We start from the raw sequence: 19,225 nt of genomic DNA on the forward strand, positions 1-19,225 counted from the left end.
CCCTAGTCTAGGATATGCATGACCATCGGCGTCTGAAGCAGGCTTTCCGATCCAGCCAGCCGTTCCAGCGTATTGAGGACGCAGCGTTCTTCGCCTGCATGCGTCACGATCGCCATGAGTACGCCGCCGTCCACGCTGACGCCGCGCTGGATCATGCTTTCGATCGATACGCCTGCATCGCGTGTGGCGGCGGCGATTTCGGCCAGCACACCGGGCCTGTCCTGCACCTTGAAGCGGAGATAGGCGCGGCCGATGCGCGCTCCGGCATCCGCCGGGGGCTGTTGCGCGAGTGCGGCGACCGGCATGGCGAATGCGTCGCCATATTCGTCGCGCGCAACGTCGATGAGGTCGGCGACGACTGCCGATGCAGTCGGCCCGTCTCCCGCGCCCCGGCCCTGGAAGAAAAGCCGACCGACGAAATTGCCCTCGGCAACCACGGCATTGAGCGATCCATCGACATGGGCAAGCGGATGGTCGAGCGGGACCAGCATCGGATGGACGCGCTGGAACAATCCTCCCGGCCCATTTTCCGCCATGCCGACAAGGCGGATGCGGTAGCCCAGCGCCGCCGCTTCGGCGATGTCGGCAGCGATGACATCGCGAATGCCGGTCACCGCGACGCTGTCAAAGTCGAGTTCCGTGCCGAACGCCAGGCTGGCAAGGATGGTCAGTTTGTGCGCGGCGTCCACGCCGTCGATGTCGAAACTCGGGTCCGCTTCGGCAAAGCCCAGCTCCTGCGCCTCCTTGAGTACCTCGTCAAAGCCGCGTCCTTCCTTCTCCATCGTGGTCAGGATGTAATTGCAGGTGCCGTTGAGGATGCCATAGACGCGGCTGATCTCATTGGCCGCAGCGCCTTCGCGCATGCCCTTGATGACCGGGATGCCGCCCGCGACCGCCGCTTCATATTTGAGGGCGATGCCCGCCTTTTCCGCCAATGCTGCGAGATCCAGGCCATGATGGGCCAGCATCGCCTTGTTCGCGGTGACAAAGGGTTTGCCGGCGGATAGGCACTGGCGAGCGAGCGTAAGGGCCGGGCCGTCAGCGCCGCCGATCAGTTCCACCACCACGTCGATATCGTCCCGACCGGGCAAGGTGGTCATGTCATCCACCCATTCATAGGGGGAAAGATCGACGCCGCGGTCCTTGTTCCTGTCACGGGCGGAGATGGCGACGATCTGAATGGGGCAGCCTGCCCTGCGGGCGATCAGGTCGCCGTTGGTTTCCAGCAGCCGGATCACGCCGCCGCCCACTGTGCCCAGGCCGACAAGCGCGACGCGCAGCGGGGCATGGCGGTGCAGATTGGTCATGATCTTTGCAGTCCTTACGGGTGGCATAAAGGCGCGCTGATAGCCGCCAACGCGCCGCTGTCCAAGCAAAAGGACAATGCGGCGGCGTCAGCAGCCGGTCAGGAGACGGATCGGGTCCGGCCGCAATTACCGAGCGATTGGATGACCAGGGCGTAATCCGCTCGAGCCGCTTCCGCATCGGTCGCAGACAGCGCGCGGGACGAGTGCGCCGGCAGCGTGGGCGGCAGGCTGCACGCGAGGCGATACCATAGCAGAGTGCCCGGTTCTGGAGGACGCGCGGCTTCATCGACGATCTCGCCCAGGGCGACCGCCCATTTGGGTTCATGCCCCGGGCGGCGCAGGATGGAGAGCGATACCGGCTCGCCGCTGGCGGTGCGTAGGAAGATTTGCGTTTCGCTTTCGCCTGCCACCGTACCGGCGACGTGGAAGGCGTCGCCCAACTGGACGATGCGGGGCGGTGCGCGTTCGGCCATCAGGTCGGAAAGGACGGCTTTTACCTGCTCGATCGTGGTGGGCGTCGCCGGAATCTGAGCGTCCCGCGCGATAAGTTGAATGTCTCCGGGACGATCCGCTCGCCGCGCGAAGAGTATCACATGGGTCTTCTTCAGCTTGGGCAATTTCCCCCGGGCGTTGAGCGGCGCGTCATAGAGGTATCGGACGACCGGGCTGATTCCGCCTTCGCCGCGAATCAAATTGATGACTTCAGCCTCCACATAGACCCTTTTATACCCCTGAGGGGCGCTCCGGCCCTCCTCGACAGGTATTGCAATAATGCTTCGGATGCGTGTGACGGCGACGAGGGGAGCTGCGTCGGAAAGGTCAGCGAGGTCCGCGTAGGAGAGCATGGAGGTTTCCGCCAGCGCGTTCGTCTGAGCAGCTGAAACCTGCGGATCTGCGGCGAAAATGAGGCATGCAGCAGCCGCACTTTGGAATGTCATGGAGGATTTGCTTTTCATGTTCGTCCTGTGGAGAGTCGGTCGTGACAATGATGTCACAGGCAAATGATTCTGTTTTGGAATGCTAGTCGAAAATGATTGAAACGATAAAGCGTTTGCGTGCCACGATGCACCGCGATAGGAGTTTGCGCGGTAGCAAATGAACGGATAGGGGCCAAAGGGGACCGGGGATGACCCGGCCAACTGTGGCCGTTTTTTGGCTTATTTGCCGTATAACAATGGTAAGCTGAGTTAAGGAGTGTCGTTGCCGAATGGCCTATGCTGACCACTCGCAAGGATCGAGTCGTACGATCTCGATTATCATCGTCGCCCTGATTCACGCTGTTCTGGGTTATGCCTTCGTCACCGGTCTTGGCATGAAATATGTCAAAAAGGCGGCTGAACAGCTGAATGTGATCGACGTGAAAGAGGAACCGCCGCCACCGGACGAGGAGCCGCCGCCGCCGCCGCCAGACCAGCCGGTCGAGCCGCCGCCGGTTGTAGCGCCGCCGCCCATCGTTCAGACGCCGGCTCCGGCGCCGCCGATTCAGACGGTTCGTACGCCGCCGCCGGTTTTCAACCCGGTTCCGGTCGCTGCGCCTCCGCCGCCTCCCCCGCCTCCGGCTGTTCCTGCGTCGCGCGCAACGCCACGCAGTTCGCCGGGTGGCTGGCTCAGCGACGCGGACTATCCCAGCCGTGCGCAGCGTGAAGAACGTTCGGGCACCGCGGGTTTCCGTCTGGAGATTGGTCCCGACGGGCGGGTAACCAACTGCACCATCACCTCTTCGACCGGTCATTCCGATCTCGACGAGGCGACGTGCAGGCTGCTTCCGCGACGCGCACGGTTCAAGCCCGCGACCGCGGCAGGTGGAGGCCCCATGTCCGACACCTACAATGGTCGTATCACGTGGCGACTGCCTGAATAATTGTATCGGGAAGGCTGGCGCTGCCGCCTTCCCCTTTTATTGATCCTTTTGAGAGGGAAGTCTTGAAAATGTTGATGTATCTCGCAGCTGCGGCCGCGCCGAAGCCGGAAAACCCTTATGGCCTTATGGAGGCTCTGGAGCAGGGCGGCACGATCGCCTGGACCGTCTTCATCATCCTCTGCGGTATGTCGGTTGGCACTTTCTACATTTTGTTCACCAAGCTCATCGAGCAGCAGAAGGTGATCAATCAGGGCAAGAAGGTTCGCGCAACCTTCTGGCGTTCGCCGACCCTGAAGGAAGGCTCGGCCAAGCTGGAAAAGAATTCCGCCTACAAGCAGATCGTTGACGACGGCATCAAGGCCCAGGAAGAACACACCAAGCTGACCGATCCGGTCGAGGCGCATGACTGGCTGCATGGCTCGCTCGCTCGTTCGGAAGCTTCGATCAACTCGAAGCTCGGCGGTGGTCTGGCCTTCCTTGCAACCGTCGGTTCCACCTCGCCGTTCATCGGTCTGTTCGGTACGGTTATCGGCATCTACCGCGCGCTCATCAAGATCGGCGCTGCCGGTCAGGCCTCGATCGACGCCGTTGCCGGTCCGGTCGGTGAAGCTCTGATCATGACCGCGCTGGGTCTGGCTGTGGCCGTTCCCGCGGTGCTCGCCTACAACTTCCTGCAGCGCCGCAACAAGTCGATCGCCGAGCAGCTGAACGGCTTCACCGTCGATCTGCTGGCCCACCTGGTGTCGAACGGCGCGGTTAAGCCTTCGTTCGCCGCTACCCCGGCCCCTGCCGTTGCCAAGCCGGCTGCGGCTCCGACCAAGGCCTGATTGGGTCAAGGGCCGGTGGAGGAACCGGCGGGCGGCTGCGACCGCCAAGGTTCCTCCCCCGGCCATGGGCCCCGTACTGACGGGGCGCCATCGACACGGATGTTAGGAAATTATCAATGGCAATGAGTGTTGGCTCCGACGGCGGTGATGACAAGCCGATGTCCGACATCAACACGACGCCGCTCGTCGACGTCATGCTGGTGTTGCTCATCATCTTCCTCATCGCGGTCCCGGTCGTCGTCCAGACGGTTCAGCTGCAGCTTCCCAAGGTCGCGTTCGAGCCGACGACGACGAAACCGGAAAATGTGTCGCTGTCGATCACGCAGGCGCCCGATGGTGGCTGTGCGGTCTACTGGAACCTGACGCGCGTGTCTTCTGACGAGCTGCTCAACCGCGCGGTTGCGAAGCTGGAAGCGGACATCAAGAAGGCGGGCGGCGTGGAAAATCTGACGCCGGAGGATCTGCCCGAAGTGCATATTCGCGGCGACATCAATACGCCTTACCGGTGCATCGGCGGCACCATCTACACGATGCAGCGCGCCGGTTTCCCGAAAGTCGGCTTCATCTCCGAACCCGAACCGGGTACGCAGACGCAGCGGCTTTAAGTTTTAGGAGTATCGCCCCATGGCTATGAGTGCCGGAAGTGAAGATGGCGAGCCGATGGTGGAAATGAACACGACGCCGCTTATCGACGTCATGCTCGTTCTTCTCATCATGTTCATCATCACCATCCCGATCCAAACGCACGCGGTAAAGATTGACTTGCCGCAAAATGCGCCACCGACCGACAGCGTCATCGATCCCGTCAAGAACAAGGTGGCGATCGATCAGGGTGGCATTATCACCTGGAACGGTTCGGCCATCGACCTGCTGACCTTGCGTCAGTATCTGCAGCAGTCGCTGCGTCTGCCGGTCGAGCCTGAACTGCAGTTCCAGCCTAATGCCGCGACGCGTTACGTCATCGTCGATCAGGTGCTGGCGGAGATCAAGCGGGCTGGTGTCACGAAGCTGGGCTTCGTTGGCAACGAACAATATTCGAAGTTCTAAGGGGCAGGCGTCGCCACCGCCATCTGGCCGGGAATATTCGACTTCCCGTTTCCGGGCGTGGGTAGGGGTGACGCAACAAACAGCCTTTGACAACTATCGCAGGGTCGCTTCGGCGGCCCTTTTTTTTGGCTTTACGCCTGCAATCCTTCCTTAACCCTGATGAGCGATATTCAGTCCAAGGAACGCATGTGAATCATGGGCGCTGAACATCAAATGGACCTGAGCACAAGGAACAGCCGTCTGGCTGACCGGCGCTATGTGCAGGTGCCAGTCAAGGTTCGCAGGCCAGGAGAAAACTGGTTCAAAAGCTGCGTCGCAGACCTTTCGGTTGTTGGTTTTCGCCTTCAAAGTTTCATGAAGCTGACAACGGGCGATAGCCTTTGGATCATGCTACCCGGATTTGAAGGACGCCGCGCTCATGTCCTTTGGACCCGTGGTCATGAGGCGGGCTGTCATTTCGAACGTCCGCTACACCCGGCAATCCTTGATCATATCGTCAGGATAAGTCGGTAGGGATGGTGCCGCGCCTTTGTCAGGCGGCGGGCGCATCCTGGAACTGAAGGCTGGCCAGCCGGGCGTACAGCCCCTTCTGCGCTATGAGGGCGGAGTGACTGCCGTGCTCTACCACCCGCCCCCCGTCGAGCACGATGATGCGATCGGCCGCGCGCACGGTCGCCAGCCGATGGGCTATGACAATCGTTGTGCGTCCCTTCATCAGCCGTGCAAGCGCGTCCTGAACCAGCCTCTCCGATTCGGCATCCAGGGCCGATGTCGCTTCATCCAGCAGGAGGATGGGCGCATCGCGCAGCAAGGCGCGCGCGATCGACAGGCGCTGACGCTGGCCGCCTGACAGACGGGCGCCGCCTTCGCCAAGGAAAGTGTCCAGCCCTTCCGGCAGGGCACGCAGAAAGGTTTCGGCATTGGCAGCCCGCGCCGCTTCCCAGATCTGCTCATCCCGGGCATCCCAACGCCCAAACCGCAGATTGTCGCGCGCCGAAGCGGCGAAGATCACGCTGTCTTGCGGCACCATCGCCATCATGTCGCGAACTGCGCCCGGGTCCGCCTCTGGCAGGGGCACGCCGTTCAGCCGGATCGTGCCGGCAAGGGGGTCATAGAAGCGCAGCGCCAACTGGATCAACGTCGATTTGCCCGCGCCCGACGGCCCGACAATGGCTACCGTCTCGCCCGGCCTGATGTCGATGGTGACGCCATGCAGCGCCGCATCGTTCGGGCGCGTCGGATAGCTGAAATGCACCTGATCGAATTCGAGATGTGCGCCCTGGGGAAGCCGTGGGAGGGGTGTGGCGTGCGCAGGCGCGACGATCTCGGGCTTTGCCGTCATCAGTTCGTGCAACCTGCTGGCAGCGCCCGCTCCCCGGAGCAGGTCGCCCCAGGTTTCCGAAAGCGCGCCGAACGCGCCTGCCACCAACCCGCCTGTCAGCACGAACGCGGCAATGCTGCCCCCGGACAGCCTGCCCGCCGCAACATCGAGAGCGCCCTGCCACATCACCGCAGTGATGGATCCAAACACCAGCGAGATGACGACGGCGGTCATGGCCGCACGGAGCAGGATGCGCCGCCGCGCCGTTGCGAATCCGGCCTCTACCGTGGTGTCGAAACGTGCCGCTTCACGTGCTTCCTGTCCAAAGGCCTGGACGATCTTCATGGCGCCCAGCACCTCCGCCGTCGCGCTGCCAACGGCAGCCAGGCAATCCTGGCTTGCGCGGGAGAGCTTGCGTACGCGGCGGCCCAGGCTGATCATGACCAGCAGGATGAGCGGAATGCCCAGCACCAGAAGTGAGGCGAGCTTTGGCGCAAGAGCGAACAGATAGATGAGCCCGCCGGTGCCAGTGACCAGATTGCGCAAGGCGACCGAAACGGTGGAGCCCACAATCTGATCGATGATGGCGGTGTCCGCAGTCATCCGCGAAGCTATTTCGGACGGGCGGTTCTCTTCGAAAAAGCGCGGCTCCAGGCGCAAAAGGTTGGCCTGCGTTGCTGAACGAATGTCGGCGACGACGCGCTCGCCCAGCCAGGATACGAAATAGAAACGCGCAGCCGTCGCCATCGCCAGGATCAGCACGATCAGCAGCAGATATTGGAACCAGCGGCTGATGTCGCCGCCGCCCATGAAGCCCCGGTCTATGACCAGCCGAAAGCCGCTGGGGATCGCAAGCGTCGCGGCCGAAGAGACGAGGAGCGCTGCGCCCGCCGCTGCAATGCGGCCTGGATAGCGCGCGGCGAAGCGCCACAACATGGCCAGGCTGCCAAGGGAAGAAGGCGCACGGTCGCGCGGGTTGGACTTTTCCGCTTCTTGCATGTGCGGGCGCTTAGCAGCCCCTTATGCAAGCCTCAACGAGGATCGGTGCGTGCTCTATCAAAGGGGTGGGGTGATCTCCGCCGCCAGTGTCATGATCCGACGCGACGCGGTCCGCCCGGTAAGGGCGTAGGCCATGTCGCCAGCCTCCCAATAAGCGATGACATCGCTTGCGCGGTGAGCGAGCAGTGGGCGGGCTTCTGCCTCAGTTTCCGCCCGGTCGGCAAAGAAGGACAGTTGCTCGCCAGCCGGGGTGGTAAGCGAAACGGCGATTGCGGGGCTGTCGGGGGTAGGGAAAAGCTGCACATCGGTCACGCGCCAACTGGGCGGCAGCGCGGGCAGGACGATGCCAGTGGAACGGCGTATTTCAGCGCTGTCGAGCGTCGCGCTTTCGACCTGGGAAGCCATATTCTGCCGGAGCAGGCCGGCGCGGTGGGATGCGGCTGCTTCATCCAGGAAGGGGCTTGCCTGCGCCGCGTGCGGAAATTCGCCCAGTTCGCCTCTGGCGATCCAGCCGGTGGCGAGCAGGACCGCCATGGCCGCCGCGCGACGTAAATGCCGCCAACCGTGGCCGCTGTCATTATCGTTGGCGACTGGCATCGATATATCGCGCCTGCGCCCGACCAGCGTGCCCTTCGTCCCATCATGCATCAGGCGAAAATCGATATGCGGCCAGCGTTGACGCCAGCGGCGTGCGACGATGCGTTCGCCCGGCCGCGCAGCATCGTCCAGCAGAACGACGGCGTTGGGGGAAAGCCGGGCAAACAGGATGTCCGCCGCGCCGCGCACCAGCGGATGCACCGACCAGGGAGGACCATCAATGATCAGCAGGTCGATTCGATCCGGCAGACTGTCCAGCGCATACCATCGTCCCGGCCAATCCGGGCTCTCTGCGGAGAGTGGGGCGTGGCGCAGGTCCGCGTTCAACCCGTGATCGGCAAGCCATCTGCGCGTCGCATCGACGAAGCCGCCATGCTGATCGAAGCTGGTCAGTTGGCCCCCGCCATGAAGGGCGAGCGCCTGCGCCGCGACCAACGTCGATGCACCCGCGCCGAGTTCTACGACCTGCGCTGGCCGCAAACGGGCGATTTCGTGCACGATATGACGTAGAAACCCGACGTCGGCCTTCCAGCTTCCCAGATGGGGGAGGGCGTCATGCGGCAGGGCCAGTTCATCGAGCAGCGCTCGCTTGTCCGCCTTCCGACCGCCCGAAAGGCTGGCCAGCAACCACGGCCAGCTGATGGCTCCAAATCCAAGACGCCAGGCCAGGTCCGACATGCTGCGCCGCGCGGCGCTGCCCTGCTGTTCGGCCAAGGGAAGGAAACCAGTCAATTCGCGGGATGTCACGGTAGGCTGATCCTCATATCAAGACAGCGGGGCTATGCGAGGCTCCGGGATTTTCGCATAGGCCCTTGGCGCTCTCTCTTTCTTGCCTGTCTAGGAAACGTCGATGACACATTTAATTTCCGCGACTGTTGAACGCTGGCCCGTGGCTGGCGCGTTCATAATCAGCCGGGGCGCCAAGACATGGGTCGATGTGGTCATGTGCGAGGTGGGCGACGGCGAGCATATCGGCCGGGGAGAAGGCACGCCGATTTACTACGAAGGGGAAACGGCCGATGCCTGCGCTGCGGCGATCAGCGCTTATGATGGACCGCTGAACCGCGAGGCGTTGTTGCACAGGATGCCGCGTGGCGCGGCGCGCAATGCCCTCGATTGCGCTCTTTGGGATTTGGAGGCGAAGCGGGTGGGCCTGCCCGTGTGGCAGCTTGCGGGACTTTTGGCTCCCGTTCCCCTGCCGACCGCCTTTACCATCAGCCTGAACGAGCCCGCGCAGATGGAGGCAGATGCGCGCACAGCCGCTGCCAAGGGGTTCGCGCTGCTGAAATGCAAGCTGACCGGAGAGGGCGACCGGGCGCGCATAGCCGCAGTTCGCGCGGGTGCGCCCAGCGCCCGGCTGATCGTGGATGCCAATGAAAGCTGGCATGACCTCGACATCGCGGCAGAAGCGGGGGCTTTGGCCGAACTGGGCGTTGAGATGGTCGAGCAACCAATCCTTCATGGCCGCGAGGAAAGGTTGATGGGCGTGAAGTCGCCGTTGCCGCTTTGCGCTGATGAAAGCTGTCATACGCGGGCCGATCTTGACCGGCTGGGCGATTTCGACGCGGTCAATATCAAGCTGGATAAGGCGGGCGGTCTGACGGAGGCGCTTGCATTGGCGCAAGAGGCGCGCGGGCGGAATTTTCGGGTGATGGTTGGGTGCATGCTCGGCACCTCGCTCGGCATCGCTCCGGCTGCGCTGGTCGCCCAGGGGGCTGATTGGATCGACCTGGATGGCGCGCTGCTGCTGGCCAGAGATCGAGATGGCGGTTTGCCGTTGAAAGACGGCTTGCTCCGCCCCGGAACGCTCTGGGGCACGGGTCAGTAACCCAGCGTCAGGCCCAGCGTGTAATATTTTGGCCCGATATTTCCCTTTGCCCGCAGCTTGGGAAAGACCGGCATGGCGATCGTCGCATAAGGACGCACATTGTCGCCGCTGACGCGGACACCCGCGCCAATGGTTGCAGAGGCGGGTAGGGTATAGGCTGCCTCCACCCTGCCATAGAGCTTGGTGTCGCCATCGCGAAGATAAACGCCTGCTCCGGGCGTAAGGCTGAACCCGGCGATATCCATGGCGTAGCCCGCGCCGATCTCCGTCCCCCAATGGCCATCCGCGCGGCCATAATTCGCTTCAACGCCCAACCCTTCTGCATGGGCCGACGGAGCGAGGGCAAGCGCGCTCAAAAACGCAGCGGCGGCGTATTTCCGACGTGTAATCATCTTCTTCCTCGATATTGGCGGGATGTTGCCTGACTGGCTCGCGCGGGTCAGGCAAGCAAGGGGAAGGTGAAGCGAATCGAAAATCCGATCAGGTGATAGGCGAGGCTCTCTTGCCGTCGATATAGACCGAATCGGGATAAGGCATGATGGTCCGGCCGTCTGGGGCAGCCGTGAAGCTGGTCTGGGTGGGGTAGGCGAATTCGATGCCTTCCGCCTTGAACCGTTTCCAGATGGCGAGACCCACGCGGTGTCGTGACTCGAAATAATCATGTTTGTCCGGCTGCGGCACGTCGAAATTCAGTTCATAGTCCAGCGAGCTTGCACCGAAGCGCACCAGGCCCGCATTGACGAAATGAAATTCCTCGCCCTCGACGATTTCCCGCAGGATTGCTGGAATGGCGTCCGCTTTTTCGTCCGGCGTCTGGTAGATGATTCCCAGTGAAAAGGTTACTCTGCGCTGCTCGAGCGTGTGAAGGCTGGTGATTTCCTTTTGTAGCAGGTTGGCGTTCGATATGACCTTCTTCTCGCCGGACATTGCACGCAGGCGCGTGCTTTTCAGCCCGATCTTTTCGACGCGGGCGGTCGTCTGGTCATAGGTGATGATCTCGCCCCGGCGGAAAGGCTTGTCGAAGATGATCGAAAGAGCCGCGAACAGGTCTGAAAATATGCCTTGAGCCGCAAGGCCGATGGCAATACCGCCGATGCCGAGACCGGCGACCAGCCCGGTGACATTCACCCCCAGATTGTCCAGCACCACGACAGCAGCGATCGCGAACAGGCCGACCGTCACGAGCAGGCGGATAAGCCCCATGGCATTGGCCAGCGTTTCGCCATGTATATCATTGCCGGCGGTCTTCCGTTCGACCAGGCCCAGGATGATTTCCCGCGCCCAGATGGCCGCCTGGAACACGGCGGCGATAGTGAATAGAAAGATGACAGTCTTCAGCACCATCGGCGGAGGACTGGCGTAACTGACCACCAGCCGCGCGGCCACCAGCGCCATGAAGAAATGGGTAGTGCGCGAAACAGCGCGGCCGATGACATGGGAAAGATCTACCGTGTCTCCTGGCCTGCCATTTAACCGCTTGCCAAACTGTCGGAGCGTGGCGAGCGCCAGATAGATGAGAATGCCCGCGCCCACGGCGATCAGGATCTGCAGCGAGTGGATGGAGAACCAGCTCGCCGTCGCTTGCCATAATTCCGGAAGATTCGACGGTGGAACCGCGATATCTGAAAGGGCAGGATCGTTATGAGCAGCCATGGTAATCCCGAAATATGGGCGGTCAGGCCGCCAAGGGTAGTGCGGTACTCGCGCCCTGCTCTTGCAGAAAGGCGATCAGTCCGCGTTCGTGACGGGTCAGATAGCGCGTACTGCGCGGCAAGCGAAGCCCCGCGCGCCATTCATCCTGTCCGGACTTGCACAAGTCGATAAGGGCGGGGTGGATGTAGCTCTTGCGACTGATAGCGGGCGTGTTGCCCAGCGCATCGGCGACGGGCGCGACCATCTGCGCCAGCGACACCGGCCCCGACGCCAGCGTTTCGAAGGCGATGGTGGAAGCGCCCCAGGTGCGGAAATGCTTGGCGGTGAAGTCGTGGCGCATGGCCTGCGCGATATAGGCGTTGACGTCCCCCGAACTGATCGGGCGGGCAACGCCATCCTCATCCAAATATTGAAACAGATGCTGGCCCGGCAGATCCTGCATCGCGCGCACGAAACGCAGCAGGCGGCGATCGCTGATCGTCAGGTCATGCTCTCGCCCTGACTTTGCGCGATAGCGCAGCCGCAGCTTCTGGCCCGTCAGATCGACATGGCGGCGGCGCAGCGTGGTCGCGCCGAAGCTCTTGTTGGCGGCGGCATATTGTTCGTTGCCGACGCGGACCTTGGCGAGGTCAAGCAGGCGGACGACCGCTGCGATCGTGCGTTCCTTCCGCAGGCCGCGAATCGACAGGTCCGCTTCGATTTGGGCGCGCAGGCGTGGCAGGGCGCGGCCGAAGAGCGCGCAGCCACTATATTTCTCGGCCTCGCGCGCGGCGCGAAACTCGGGATGGTAGCGATATTGTTTCCGCCCGCGATCGTCATAGCCGGTGGCCTGGATATGGCCGTGCGGCTTGAGGCAAAACCAGCAATCGCGATAGGCGGGCGGCATGCCAACGGCGTTCAGCCGGTCGATTTCGGCCCGGTCGGTGATGCGCGTGCCGTCAGGCAGGAAATAGGCCCAACCTCTTTTCAGCGCGCGGCGTGAAATTCCCGGCAGGCTGTCATTGGCGTGGACGAGGCGGCTTTGGGGCATGGACTCCTTCTCAAGAGCCTCTAACCCGCCTTTCTTGCCTTCGTTCCGCGCCTTTGCCTTACCTGTTGAGGAACGGGGCGCTTGCGCCGCCAGCGGAAACTCCAGTGCGGCGAAGGCGCCAATGGTCGGGGTGGCGGCGGATCACCGATAGATGAGCCAAGGTGAGAGTGGCCGCCAGCATGGCCGCTGGCATGGCAATGATGGCGGTTTCGGGCACAAGCCAAGCGCATAGCATGGCCGCAGCCGCAACCATTGCGCAGAATATCGTCGATTGCGCTTCGCCATCCGGCCCGCGCATCCAGAATACACAGCCGCTCATACCCAGCGCAAAGGCCATGGCTAGACGGGCGGGCTGGCCCTGTCCGGCGAGGCTGCAGCCGATCAGCAGAAGAAGGATCAGGGCGGCGAGACCTGGGCGCGGCAGGCGGCCGAGCATATAGGCGCCAACCGGATAGATCAGCAGCTCGCCCATGAGCACAGCCGCCAGTATCGATCCGGCAAGGGCCGCCTGCTGTGGACCCGCAATCAATGCGACCACGGCCGTGCCCGCCCAGGGGACGATTCGGCCCGGCGCCATGCGAATGTGGCTTGCCCAGCCGCGTAGCCCGGCCCGAGATTCCCAGCGGCGATCGGCCAGGCGTAACTGGAACGCGGCGATGATGAACAGTGCCTCCACACCCCAGGGCAGCAGGTCCGGGCCGATCATCGGCGATGCCAGCACAAGGCCCAGGAGCAGGCCATGAGCCACTCCCAAAATGCGGAGTTCTCCGCTCATCACATTCCCCCCCTGATCGGCCGCAATGGTTGTAATGACACGCGCCGGTCCCGCGCTGCCGCCCCGCGCTTACGCGTGAGGTAGGTGTCGAGACCGATCTGCAGCGATAGCATCATGAATATGAAAGGCTGGTAAGCGATGCCAACGAACAGCGAACCGACCATGTAGATAATGTGCCCCTGTTGCAGCGCGAGTGCGAAGGGCGCGATCCACGCGTCGCCCGGGCCATCCCGATTACGATAAAGACGACGGATCGATTCGGTGCGGATGAAACAGATGAGGTGGATCAGCAGCCAGACGGCAAAGCCGAAATAGCCCTGTTCGCCGAGCATTTCGAAATAGGCACTGTGATAGGCGCGGCCCTTGTCGGTGACGAGCCGCCGTTCGACGCGTGATCCACCGCTGTCGATCACGCGCTCCTGCGTATGATAGGTGAAGCTGTTCTGCAGATAGTTGTCGAAGCCGCCGCCTCCGGGATGCTCCTTCACATAGCCCAGGGTCCATTTCCACACGGCGAGGCGCGTGGAAGCGCTTTCATCACCCTGATGATTCTCGATCGTCGACATGCGCTGGGTGAAGCTGGCGGGCAGGAAGGGGATGGCGGCAAGCGCGGCGATCGCCATCAGCGGGCCATAGACGAAGCGCCGCTTTGCCCGCATCAGCATGAGGCCCGCCAGCACCGCGATGCAGACCAGACCGGTACGCGCTTCCGTGCCGATTGGCATCAGCAGGCATGCAAGGCAGAGCGCATAGGCAAATCCGCGCACGCGCCAGTCGGGCGGGAATATGGTCCCATGCTTCGCCAGCCATAGGATCAGCGGGATCAGTGAAATGGCGACGCAGCTGATGATGCTACCTTCGTAAAGCCCGCTATTATTATCGACCATCAGGTTCAGCACGCCGTAGCCGCCGCCTGACAGCGCTGTCTTGATCCCGCCATTGATGATGATCGTGCTGGCGCACAGCACCATGAACAGTGCCAATGCCTCCAGCCGCAGCTTTGTGCGCAGGGTGAGCGGCAGGAAGATCGCGAAGATCATCGCCTTCCACACCCATTCCCATTTCGTCTGGGCATTGATCGGGAAATCGGCGGTCGCCGTCGTGTAGCCGCACCAGGCCAGCAGGACGAGCAGCAGCAGCTGTCGCATCGAAAAGCGGCAGTCCGCCTTCTTGTCCACCATCAACCACGCGCCCACCGCCAGAGCGAAGGCGATCGCGGAAATGGGAATGCTGTTCAGCAGGAAATAGGAAAGCCGCTGGGGCGAGACGATATCGATATAGGCATAGACGGCGATCAGCAGGAAAGGCCGCCTGAGGCCCAACAGAAAGAAGGCGCCGAGAAAGGCGATAAAGAACAGGTCACGCATCGGGCGTGCGCTCCGCCTGCGATTCGTCGTCCAGATCGGCGCGCGACAGCAGCCGCCATGCCGCCAGCATGATCACGCCATGGCTGATCAGCAGGGAGAAAGCGTCAATCATCGCGAGAGGGATTCGTCCGTGGCCACGCGCTTTTCCTAGCCCGTCAGAGTTGACGGGCCGTTAAACCTTTTCCGGCACAAGATTACCCATGACTCGGATACTCCATGTGCTCGATCACAGCCTGCCCATGCACAGCGGCTACACCTTCCGCACTCGCGCGATCCTGCGAGCGCAGATGGCGAGAGGCTGGGACGTGCGAGGCATCACGGGCCATCGCCATGGCGCGGCGGGGCATGCGGAAGAGATTGTCGATGGCCTGCATTTCCACAGGACGCCGGGGCAGGCGGCAACGGGCAATCCGCTGCTGCGCGAATGGCGCGACATTTCGGCCCATGCCGATGCGATCGACGCGCTCATTGGGCGCTGGCGGCCGGACATTATTCATGCCCATTCGCCGGTGCTGAACGCCATGGCCGCGCAGCGCGCCGCCAAGCGGCACGACATTCCCATGGTCTATGAAATCCGCGCCTTTTGGGAAGATGCGGCGGTAGGCAACGGCACCGGTACTGAAGGAAGTCCCCGCTACTGGCTGACCAGACAGCTCGAAACCCATGCCGTACGCGCAGCCGATGCGGTTGCGGTGATCTGCGACGGGCTGCGAGCCGATTTGGTGGCGCGGGGCATCGATGCTGACAAGATCATTGTTTCGCCCAACGGGGTGGACATGGAGCAGTTTGGAACCCCGGTGGCCCGCGATCCGGCGCTTACCGCCAAGCTCGGTCTGCAAGGGGCAGACGTCGTCGGCTTCATCGGCAGTTTCTACGATTATGAAGGTCTGGACGACCTGATCGCAGCCATGCCACGGCTGGTGCGCGCGCGGCCGAAGGTCAAGCTGCTGCTGGTCGGCGGCGGTCCTTGCGAACAGGCGTTGCGGGATCAGGCGACGGCATCGCCCTTCGCCGACCATATCCTGTTCGTGGGCCGCGTGCCGCATGACCGGGTCGAGGACTATTATGCCCAGGTCGATATCCTCGCTTATCCGCGCAAGGCGATGCGGCTCACCGATCTGGTGACGCCGCTCAAGCCGCTGGAGGCGATGGCGCAGGGACGGCTCGTCGCTGCGTCGAGCGTCGGGGGTCATCGCGAACTGATCGAGGACGGGGTGACGGGCACCTTGTTCGCACCGGGCGAGCCAGCGGCGATTGCGGCGGCGTTGGCGGGCATGTTTGCCGATCGCGACTTCTGGGACAGTCGACGGGCTGCCGCGCGGGCATTTGTTGAGCGTGAGCGTAACTGGTCATCAAATATTCTGCGTTATGAGCCGGTTTATGAGCAGCTTTTGCAGCGACTGCAGCGCGTCAGCGCCGCCGCCTGAATATTATGGTGGCAATGGCCCGACGTCGCATGGCGATGATGCCAATGGTGGTGGGTGGTGTCGCCATGGCCATGATCCTGCTGGCGATGCCGGCGGGGCTGGTCGAAACCATCGTCGCGTCGAGCGGGCTCAGCGAAGCCTGGCCCGCTGCCGCGCCGCCATTGGGGATGAAGGCGCGCCTGATGCTCGCCGGGTTCGGCGCGCTGATGGCTATGGGCTGGGTGTGCTTCAACGCCGCGCCAGCGCCGGTGAAAGAGGATAGACGCCGTCGCGGCGTCACGGGAGTGAGTAGAATGGGTTTTGCATTGCCGAAGCTGAACTGGCTGTCCCGCAGCCGGACCACGGGAGCCTCCCGGGTTGCGCGTCCGCTGGCACGGCGCGCCGACGCGCATCCCGATGCGCCTGCCCGCACGCCGATTTTCGCCAGCCGTGATTTCGGTGGATTGGAGATATTTCCCCGGATCGCCCCTGCGCTCGCCAAAGAGACACAGGCGGACGATGTGGAACAGCAGCCAGCAATGCTGCCATTCCAGCCGGTGATTGAAGAGCATGCGGTCGCCCCGGAGCCGGTCGAAGCGGAATTCGAAGAGATCAGTTCCTGGACGCACCCGGCCAGTGCCGATTCGGTCGAGCAGTCGATGCAAGCCCGGCAAGCGCCGTCGCTCGCCGAACTGACCGCCCGTTTCGAGCGTGGCCTTGCCGAGCGCGTGCGTGGCGAGAGAGGGGTGGCGGACGGCGTGATCGCCGACATGCCGGTCGAGCAGCCTGTGCCTGTACGCGAGCGGGTGGAGGACGATGTCGATAAGGCGCTGCGTGCGGCGCTGGGCACCTTGCGGGCCATGGCGGACCGCACGCGCTAAGCCCTTTCACCAGTCTTCGATGGTCAAGGTCGACAGCTCGATCCATTCCTCTGCTGGAGCGGATCGGCTGTCATCTATAGCGATGTCGGCGACGAAATGCCGGCGAAGAGTCCATTCCGCTTCCTCCAGGCCTGCCGCGAACGCCAATCGCCGCTCCCGCGCGTCTGGCCCGGAAAGGCGAATGGCTATGACATGTCGCCTTCCCTGAAATAATGCACTCGCCCAGGGCCGGCTCGTCGCGCGTTCCACGACTGCCGGTTCCCCGGCGCGCGCCAGCAGTTGCGCCAGCAGCCGGGGCAGCGGGTCCTTGCCTTGCAAGCGACTTTCGTCATTTTCGTCACGGTTTCGCGGTTGGCGGATATGATCGATGCTTGTCATTGGCCGGTGCTCCTGCGATATGTGTTCATGAAATGTTCTATTCGTCTCTTGATCCGTTCCCCTGGTTCGCGACCCTGCCGCAGGTCGAACACAAGACGGGGATCGCGCACGCTTTCCCTACCAAAGCGTGTTGCGGGAATGCCGTTTTCCCGCAGGAATTTCTCGACGGCGCGAAGCAGCATGCCTTTCATTCTCCCTGTTCAAGCGAAACCGCCCCATGCGAATCTCGTAATATCTTCCTATCTGTTATCCTATTTCCTACTTGTCTAGGATAAATCCTATCTTTATGGGTGAATCATGCTGAGTGATGGAGAAGATCCCCGCATCGTTCTGGAACGGCTGATTGCCGAGAGGGGGGAGAATTACGCCGATCTGTCCCGTCTGCTGAAACGTAACCCCGCCTATATCCAGCAGTTCATCAAGCGTGGTTCACCCCGCAAACTGGATGAAGAGGACAGGCGCGTGCTTGCCCGCTATTTCGGCGTGGCGGAGGAACTACTGGGCGGACCCGGTGCGCGTGTGGCCATCGAACGGAAGTCGCGTCCGCTGCCAGCTGTTGTCCCTGTGCCGAGGCTTGCGCTTGGCGCTTCGGCAGGATCAGGTTCGCTTGATGAGGACGAGCGAGCAGCAGGGGTGCTGGCGTTCGACGCCAATTGGCTGCGGCATCTGGGCGTGCGACCGCAACGCGTTTCCATCATCCGCGTTGACGGCGAATCGATGGCGCCGACGCTGAATGACGGCGATGAGATCATGGTCGATCATGATGATGATGCGACACGGCTGCGTGACGGAGTCTACGTCCTGCGGCTCGATGGCGTGCTGATGGTGAAGCGGATCGCAACGGGGCCAAGGCGCGGCGTCTTCAGCATACTCAGCGATAACGCCCATTATCCCGCCTGGATGGACATTGATCCGTCACTGGTTGCCATCGTCGGGCGAGTGGTTTGGACCGGTCGTCGGCTTGTCTAGCTTGGCTTGCGGCTTGCGGTTTCCTATGTGCGGATCTCGCAAGGAGGATCCGGTTGAACGACAATGACGCGGTGATCCGCAAGGCAGTCGAGTGGCGTGGCACGCCGATGGCTTTGGCGACGGTGGTATCGACATGGGGGTCGGCCCCCCGGCCACGCGGCAGCCACATGATCGTGCATCACGATGGCCGTTTCGAAGGCAGCATCTCGGGCGGATGCGTGGAGACCGATGTGCTGCAGCGGGCGGAGGAGGTAATCGCGGGACGATCAGCGCATGTCGAACGTTATGGCGTCGCCAATGACGATGCCTGGGCAGTGGGCTTGCCCTGCGGCGGCGAGATCAGCGTTCTGGTGCAGCCAGTGGGCGAGGGCGGCTTTCCACCGCACCTCTTCGACCGAATTGCGCAGGCGCGGGCGGAAGGGCGCACGCTTGTTCTTTCCACCGATCTCGCCACCGGGCTGACATATGAGGGCGCGACCGAGGGGCAATTCCAGAACCGTTATGATGCGTCGCGCAGGCTGCTGATTGTCGGAGCGGTCCAGATTGCGCAGGCGTTGAGCGCGCTGGCGCTGGCGATCGGCGTGACGCCGGTGGTGATCGATCCGCGCGGGCGGTTCCTGACCGAAGAGCGCTTTCCCGGCGTTGAACTGGACGACCGCTGGCCAGACGAGGCGATCGCCGCGCGCAGGCCTGGCGAGGCAACGGCGATCGTGACGCTTAGCCATGACATCAAGATCGACGATCCCGCGCTTGCCGCCGCGCTACGGGCGCCCACCGGCTATGTTGCCGCGCTGGGATCGCGCAAAAGCCATGCCGCGCGGCTGGAGCGGCTGTCCGCTATCGGCTTTTCGGCGGAGGAGCTCGCGCGAATCGATGGTCCCGCTGGCCTGAACATCGGCGCAGTGGGCGCTGCGGAGATCGCTCTGTCCATCGCGGCTGGAATGATCGCAGGCTTTAACGCCCGCTCTTGACCGGCGCG

21 protein-coding genes are annotated in these 19,225 nt (G+C 62.8%); 10 read left to right on the forward strand and 11 right to left on the reverse strand.

Going from position 1 to position 19,225, the window contains the following annotated elements; translation table 11 throughout:
* Window positions 1-2 precede the first annotated feature (2 nt).
* Entirely contained in the window at window positions 3-1,307 is a 1,305-nt protein-coding gene (locus K663_RS02860; protein ID WP_062113796.1) for a homoserine dehydrogenase, read from the reverse strand.
* Between the two features lie 98 nt (window positions 1,308-1,405).
* Window positions 1,406-2,263 (reverse strand): hypothetical protein, encoded by an 858-nt coding sequence (locus K663_RS02865; RefSeq protein ID WP_062113800.1) that lies wholly within the window; start codon window positions 2,261-2,263, stop codon window positions 1,406-1,408.
* A gap of 251 nt (window positions 2,264-2,514) precedes the next feature.
* On the opposite strand from K663_RS02865, the gene K663_RS02870 reads away from it, so the two are divergent.
* The 5 genes from K663_RS02870 to K663_RS02890 all read left to right on the forward strand — a co-directional run bounded on the left by K663_RS02870 (window position 2,515) and on the right by K663_RS02890 (window position 5,555).
* Complete coding sequence (locus tag K663_RS02870) at window positions 2,515-3,168, forward strand: energy transducer TonB (RefSeq protein ID WP_062113802.1); 654 nt, start codon at window positions 2,515-2,517, stop codon at window positions 3,166-3,168.
* A 68-nt stretch (window positions 3,169-3,236) separates the two neighbouring features.
* The gene (locus tag K663_RS02875; RefSeq protein ID WP_201026666.1) at window positions 3,237-3,995 is read left to right on the forward strand and encodes a MotA/TolQ/ExbB proton channel family protein; all 759 of its coding nucleotides are present in this window, start codon (window positions 3,237-3,239) and stop codon (window positions 3,993-3,995) included.
* A gap of 116 nt (window positions 3,996-4,111) precedes the next feature.
* A complete protein-coding gene (locus K663_RS02880) occupies window positions 4,112-4,600 on the forward strand; it encodes an ExbD/TolR family protein (protein WP_037467794.1) in 489 nt (162 codons plus the stop codon).
* A 19-nt stretch (window positions 4,601-4,619) separates the two neighbouring features.
* Entirely contained in the window at window positions 4,620-5,042 is a 423-nt protein-coding gene (locus K663_RS02885) for an ExbD/TolR family protein (RefSeq protein ID WP_062113807.1), read from the forward strand.
* A 195-nt stretch (window positions 5,043-5,237) separates the two neighbouring features.
* Window positions 5,238-5,555 (forward strand): PilZ domain-containing protein, encoded by a 318-nt coding sequence (locus K663_RS02890; protein ID WP_062113810.1) that lies wholly within the window; start codon window positions 5,238-5,240, stop codon window positions 5,553-5,555.
* A 19-nt stretch (window positions 5,556-5,574) separates the two neighbouring features.
* Here the strand turns inward: K663_RS02890 and K663_RS02895 are convergent, their stop codons facing one another.
* Window positions 5,575-7,362, reverse strand: a complete 1,788-nt coding sequence (locus tag K663_RS02895) for an ABC transporter transmembrane domain-containing protein (RefSeq protein WP_062113813.1) — start codon at window positions 7,360-7,362, stop codon at window positions 5,575-5,577.
* 57 nt (window positions 7,363-7,419) lie between these two features.
* Window positions 7,420-8,706, reverse strand: a complete 1,287-nt coding sequence (locus K663_RS02900; RefSeq protein WP_062113816.1) for a class I SAM-dependent methyltransferase — start codon at window positions 8,704-8,706, stop codon at window positions 7,420-7,422.
* A gap of 103 nt (window positions 8,707-8,809) precedes the next feature.
* Between K663_RS02900 and dgcA the strand changes: the two genes are divergently transcribed.
* Window positions 8,810-9,787, forward strand: coding sequence for an N-acetyl-D-Glu racemase DgcA (gene dgcA, locus K663_RS02905; protein ID WP_062113819.1), 978 nt, complete (start codon window positions 8,810-8,812; stop codon window positions 9,785-9,787).
* On the opposite strand, the gene K663_RS02910 is transcribed toward dgcA, so the two are convergent.
* The 5 genes from K663_RS02910 to K663_RS02930 form a co-directional block, all read right to left on the reverse strand.
* Entirely contained in the window at window positions 9,781-10,179 is a 399-nt protein-coding gene (locus tag K663_RS02910; RefSeq protein ID WP_062113821.1) for a hypothetical protein, read from the reverse strand. The genes dgcA and K663_RS02910 overlap by 7 nt on opposite strands.
* A gap of 88 nt (window positions 10,180-10,267) precedes the next feature.
* Window positions 10,268-11,440 (reverse strand): mechanosensitive ion channel family protein, encoded by a 1,173-nt coding sequence (locus tag K663_RS02915; RefSeq protein ID WP_062113823.1) that lies wholly within the window; start codon window positions 11,438-11,440, stop codon window positions 10,268-10,270.
* 22 nt (window positions 11,441-11,462) lie between these two features.
* On the reverse strand, window positions 11,463-12,470 hold the full coding sequence (locus K663_RS02920) for a DNA topoisomerase IB (RefSeq protein WP_062113827.1): 1,008 nt from the start codon (window positions 12,468-12,470) through the stop codon (window positions 11,463-11,465).
* Between the two features lie 58 nt (window positions 12,471-12,528).
* Entirely contained in the window at window positions 12,529-13,245 is a 717-nt protein-coding gene (locus K663_RS02925; protein ID WP_062113831.1) for a hypothetical protein, read from the reverse strand.
* Window positions 13,245-14,612 (reverse strand): putative O-glycosylation ligase, exosortase A system-associated, encoded by a 1,368-nt coding sequence (locus K663_RS02930; RefSeq protein ID WP_062113834.1) that lies wholly within the window; start codon window positions 14,610-14,612, stop codon window positions 13,245-13,247. Before K663_RS02930 ends, K663_RS02925 begins: the two co-directional genes overlap by 1 nt.
* Before the next feature lie 200 nt (window positions 14,613-14,812).
* Between K663_RS02930 and K663_RS02935 the strand changes: the two genes are divergently transcribed.
* Both K663_RS02935 and K663_RS02940 read left to right on the forward strand, forming a co-directional pair.
* On the forward strand, window positions 14,813-16,039 hold the full coding sequence (locus K663_RS02935; protein WP_062113837.1) for a TIGR04063 family PEP-CTERM/XrtA system glycosyltransferase: 1,227 nt from the start codon (window positions 14,813-14,815) through the stop codon (window positions 16,037-16,039).
* 29 nt (window positions 16,040-16,068) lie between these two features.
* Window positions 16,069-16,899 carry a hypothetical protein gene (locus K663_RS02940; RefSeq protein WP_062113840.1) on the forward strand — a complete coding sequence of 277 codons (831 nt, stop codon included), beginning with the start codon at window positions 16,069-16,071 and terminating at the stop codon, window positions 16,897-16,899.
* Between the two features lie 6 nt (window positions 16,900-16,905).
* On the opposite strand, the gene K663_RS02945 is transcribed toward K663_RS02940, so the two are convergent.
* Together K663_RS02945 and K663_RS02950 are read right to left on the reverse strand one after the other, a co-directional pair.
* On the reverse strand, window positions 16,906-17,277 hold the full coding sequence (locus K663_RS02945) for a hypothetical protein (protein ID WP_062113843.1): 372 nt from the start codon (window positions 17,275-17,277) through the stop codon (window positions 16,906-16,908).
* On the reverse strand, window positions 17,274-17,459 hold the full coding sequence (locus tag K663_RS02950; RefSeq protein ID WP_037467856.1) for a hypothetical protein: 186 nt from the start codon (window positions 17,457-17,459) through the stop codon (window positions 17,274-17,276). The genes K663_RS02945 and K663_RS02950 overlap by 4 nt, the downstream gene beginning before the upstream one ends.
* A 115-nt stretch (window positions 17,460-17,574) precedes the next feature.
* Between K663_RS02950 and K663_RS02955 the strand changes: the two genes are divergently transcribed.
* Window positions 17,575-18,246, forward strand: a complete 672-nt coding sequence (locus K663_RS02955; protein ID WP_062113846.1) for a S24 family peptidase — start codon at window positions 17,575-17,577, stop codon at window positions 18,244-18,246.
* Window positions 18,247-18,299: 53 nt separating this feature from the next.
* The gene (locus tag K663_RS02960; RefSeq protein ID WP_062113848.1) at window positions 18,300-19,217 is read left to right on the forward strand and encodes an XdhC family protein; all 918 of its coding nucleotides are present in this window, start codon (window positions 18,300-18,302) and stop codon (window positions 19,215-19,217) included.
* Window positions 19,218-19,225: the final 8 nt, after the last annotated feature.

Origin of the sequence: Sphingobium sp. MI1205, assembly GCF_001563285.1 — a bacterium.
Taxonomy (GTDB): Bacteria; Pseudomonadota; Alphaproteobacteria; order Sphingomonadales; family Sphingomonadaceae; genus Sphingobium.

What these genes read in the sequence shown, in the direction of transcription:
- K663_RS02860 (WP_062113796.1), bottom strand. Translation starts at nt 1,307, where the DNA reads ATGACCAATCTGCACCGCCATGCCCCGCTGCGCGTCGCGCTTGTCGGC.
- K663_RS02865 (WP_062113800.1), bottom strand. Translation starts at nt 2,263, where the DNA reads ATGAAAAGCAAATCCTCCATGACATTCCAAAGTGCGGCTGCTGCATGC.
- K663_RS02870 (WP_062113802.1), top strand. Translation starts at nt 2,515, where the DNA reads ATGGCCTATGCTGACCACTCGCAAGGATCGAGTCGTACGATCTCGATT.
- K663_RS02875 (WP_201026666.1), top strand. Translation starts at nt 3,237, where the DNA reads ATGTTGATGTATCTCGCAGCTGCGGCCGCGCCGAAGCCGGAAAACCCT.
- K663_RS02880 (WP_037467794.1), top strand. Translation starts at nt 4,112, where the DNA reads ATGGCAATGAGTGTTGGCTCCGACGGCGGTGATGACAAGCCGATGTCC.
- K663_RS02885 (WP_062113807.1), top strand. Translation starts at nt 4,620, where the DNA reads ATGGCTATGAGTGCCGGAAGTGAAGATGGCGAGCCGATGGTGGAAATG.
- K663_RS02890 (WP_062113810.1), top strand. Translation starts at nt 5,238, where the DNA reads ATGGGCGCTGAACATCAAATGGACCTGAGCACAAGGAACAGCCGTCTG.
- K663_RS02895 (WP_062113813.1), bottom strand. Translation starts at nt 7,362, where the DNA reads ATGCAAGAAGCGGAAAAGTCCAACCCGCGCGACCGTGCGCCTTCTTCC.
- dgcA (WP_062113819.1), top strand. Translation starts at nt 8,810, where the DNA reads ATGACACATTTAATTTCCGCGACTGTTGAACGCTGGCCCGTGGCTGGC.
- K663_RS02910 (WP_062113821.1), bottom strand. Translation starts at nt 10,179, where the DNA reads ATGATTACACGTCGGAAATACGCCGCCGCTGCGTTTTTGAGCGCGCTT.
- K663_RS02915 (WP_062113823.1), bottom strand. Translation starts at nt 11,440, where the DNA reads ATGGCTGCTCATAACGATCCTGCCCTTTCAGATATCGCGGTTCCACCG.
- K663_RS02920 (WP_062113827.1), bottom strand. Translation starts at nt 12,470, where the DNA reads ATGCCCCAAAGCCGCCTCGTCCACGCCAATGACAGCCTGCCGGGAATT.
- K663_RS02925 (WP_062113831.1), bottom strand. Translation starts at nt 13,245, where the DNA reads ATGAGCGGAGAACTCCGCATTTTGGGAGTGGCTCATGGCCTGCTCCTG.
- K663_RS02930 (WP_062113834.1), bottom strand. Translation starts at nt 14,612, where the DNA reads ATGCGTGACCTGTTCTTTATCGCCTTTCTCGGCGCCTTCTTTCTGTTG.
- K663_RS02935 (WP_062113837.1), top strand. Translation starts at nt 14,813, where the DNA reads ATGACTCGGATACTCCATGTGCTCGATCACAGCCTGCCCATGCACAGC.
- K663_RS02940 (WP_062113840.1), top strand. Translation starts at nt 16,069, where the DNA reads ATGGCGATGATGCCAATGGTGGTGGGTGGTGTCGCCATGGCCATGATC.
- K663_RS02945 (WP_062113843.1), bottom strand. Translation starts at nt 17,277, where the DNA reads ATGACAAGCATCGATCATATCCGCCAACCGCGAAACCGTGACGAAAAT.
- K663_RS02950 (WP_037467856.1), bottom strand. Translation starts at nt 17,459, where the DNA reads ATGCTGCTTCGCGCCGTCGAGAAATTCCTGCGGGAAAACGGCATTCCC.
- K663_RS02955 (WP_062113846.1), top strand. Translation starts at nt 17,575, where the DNA reads ATGCTGAGTGATGGAGAAGATCCCCGCATCGTTCTGGAACGGCTGATT.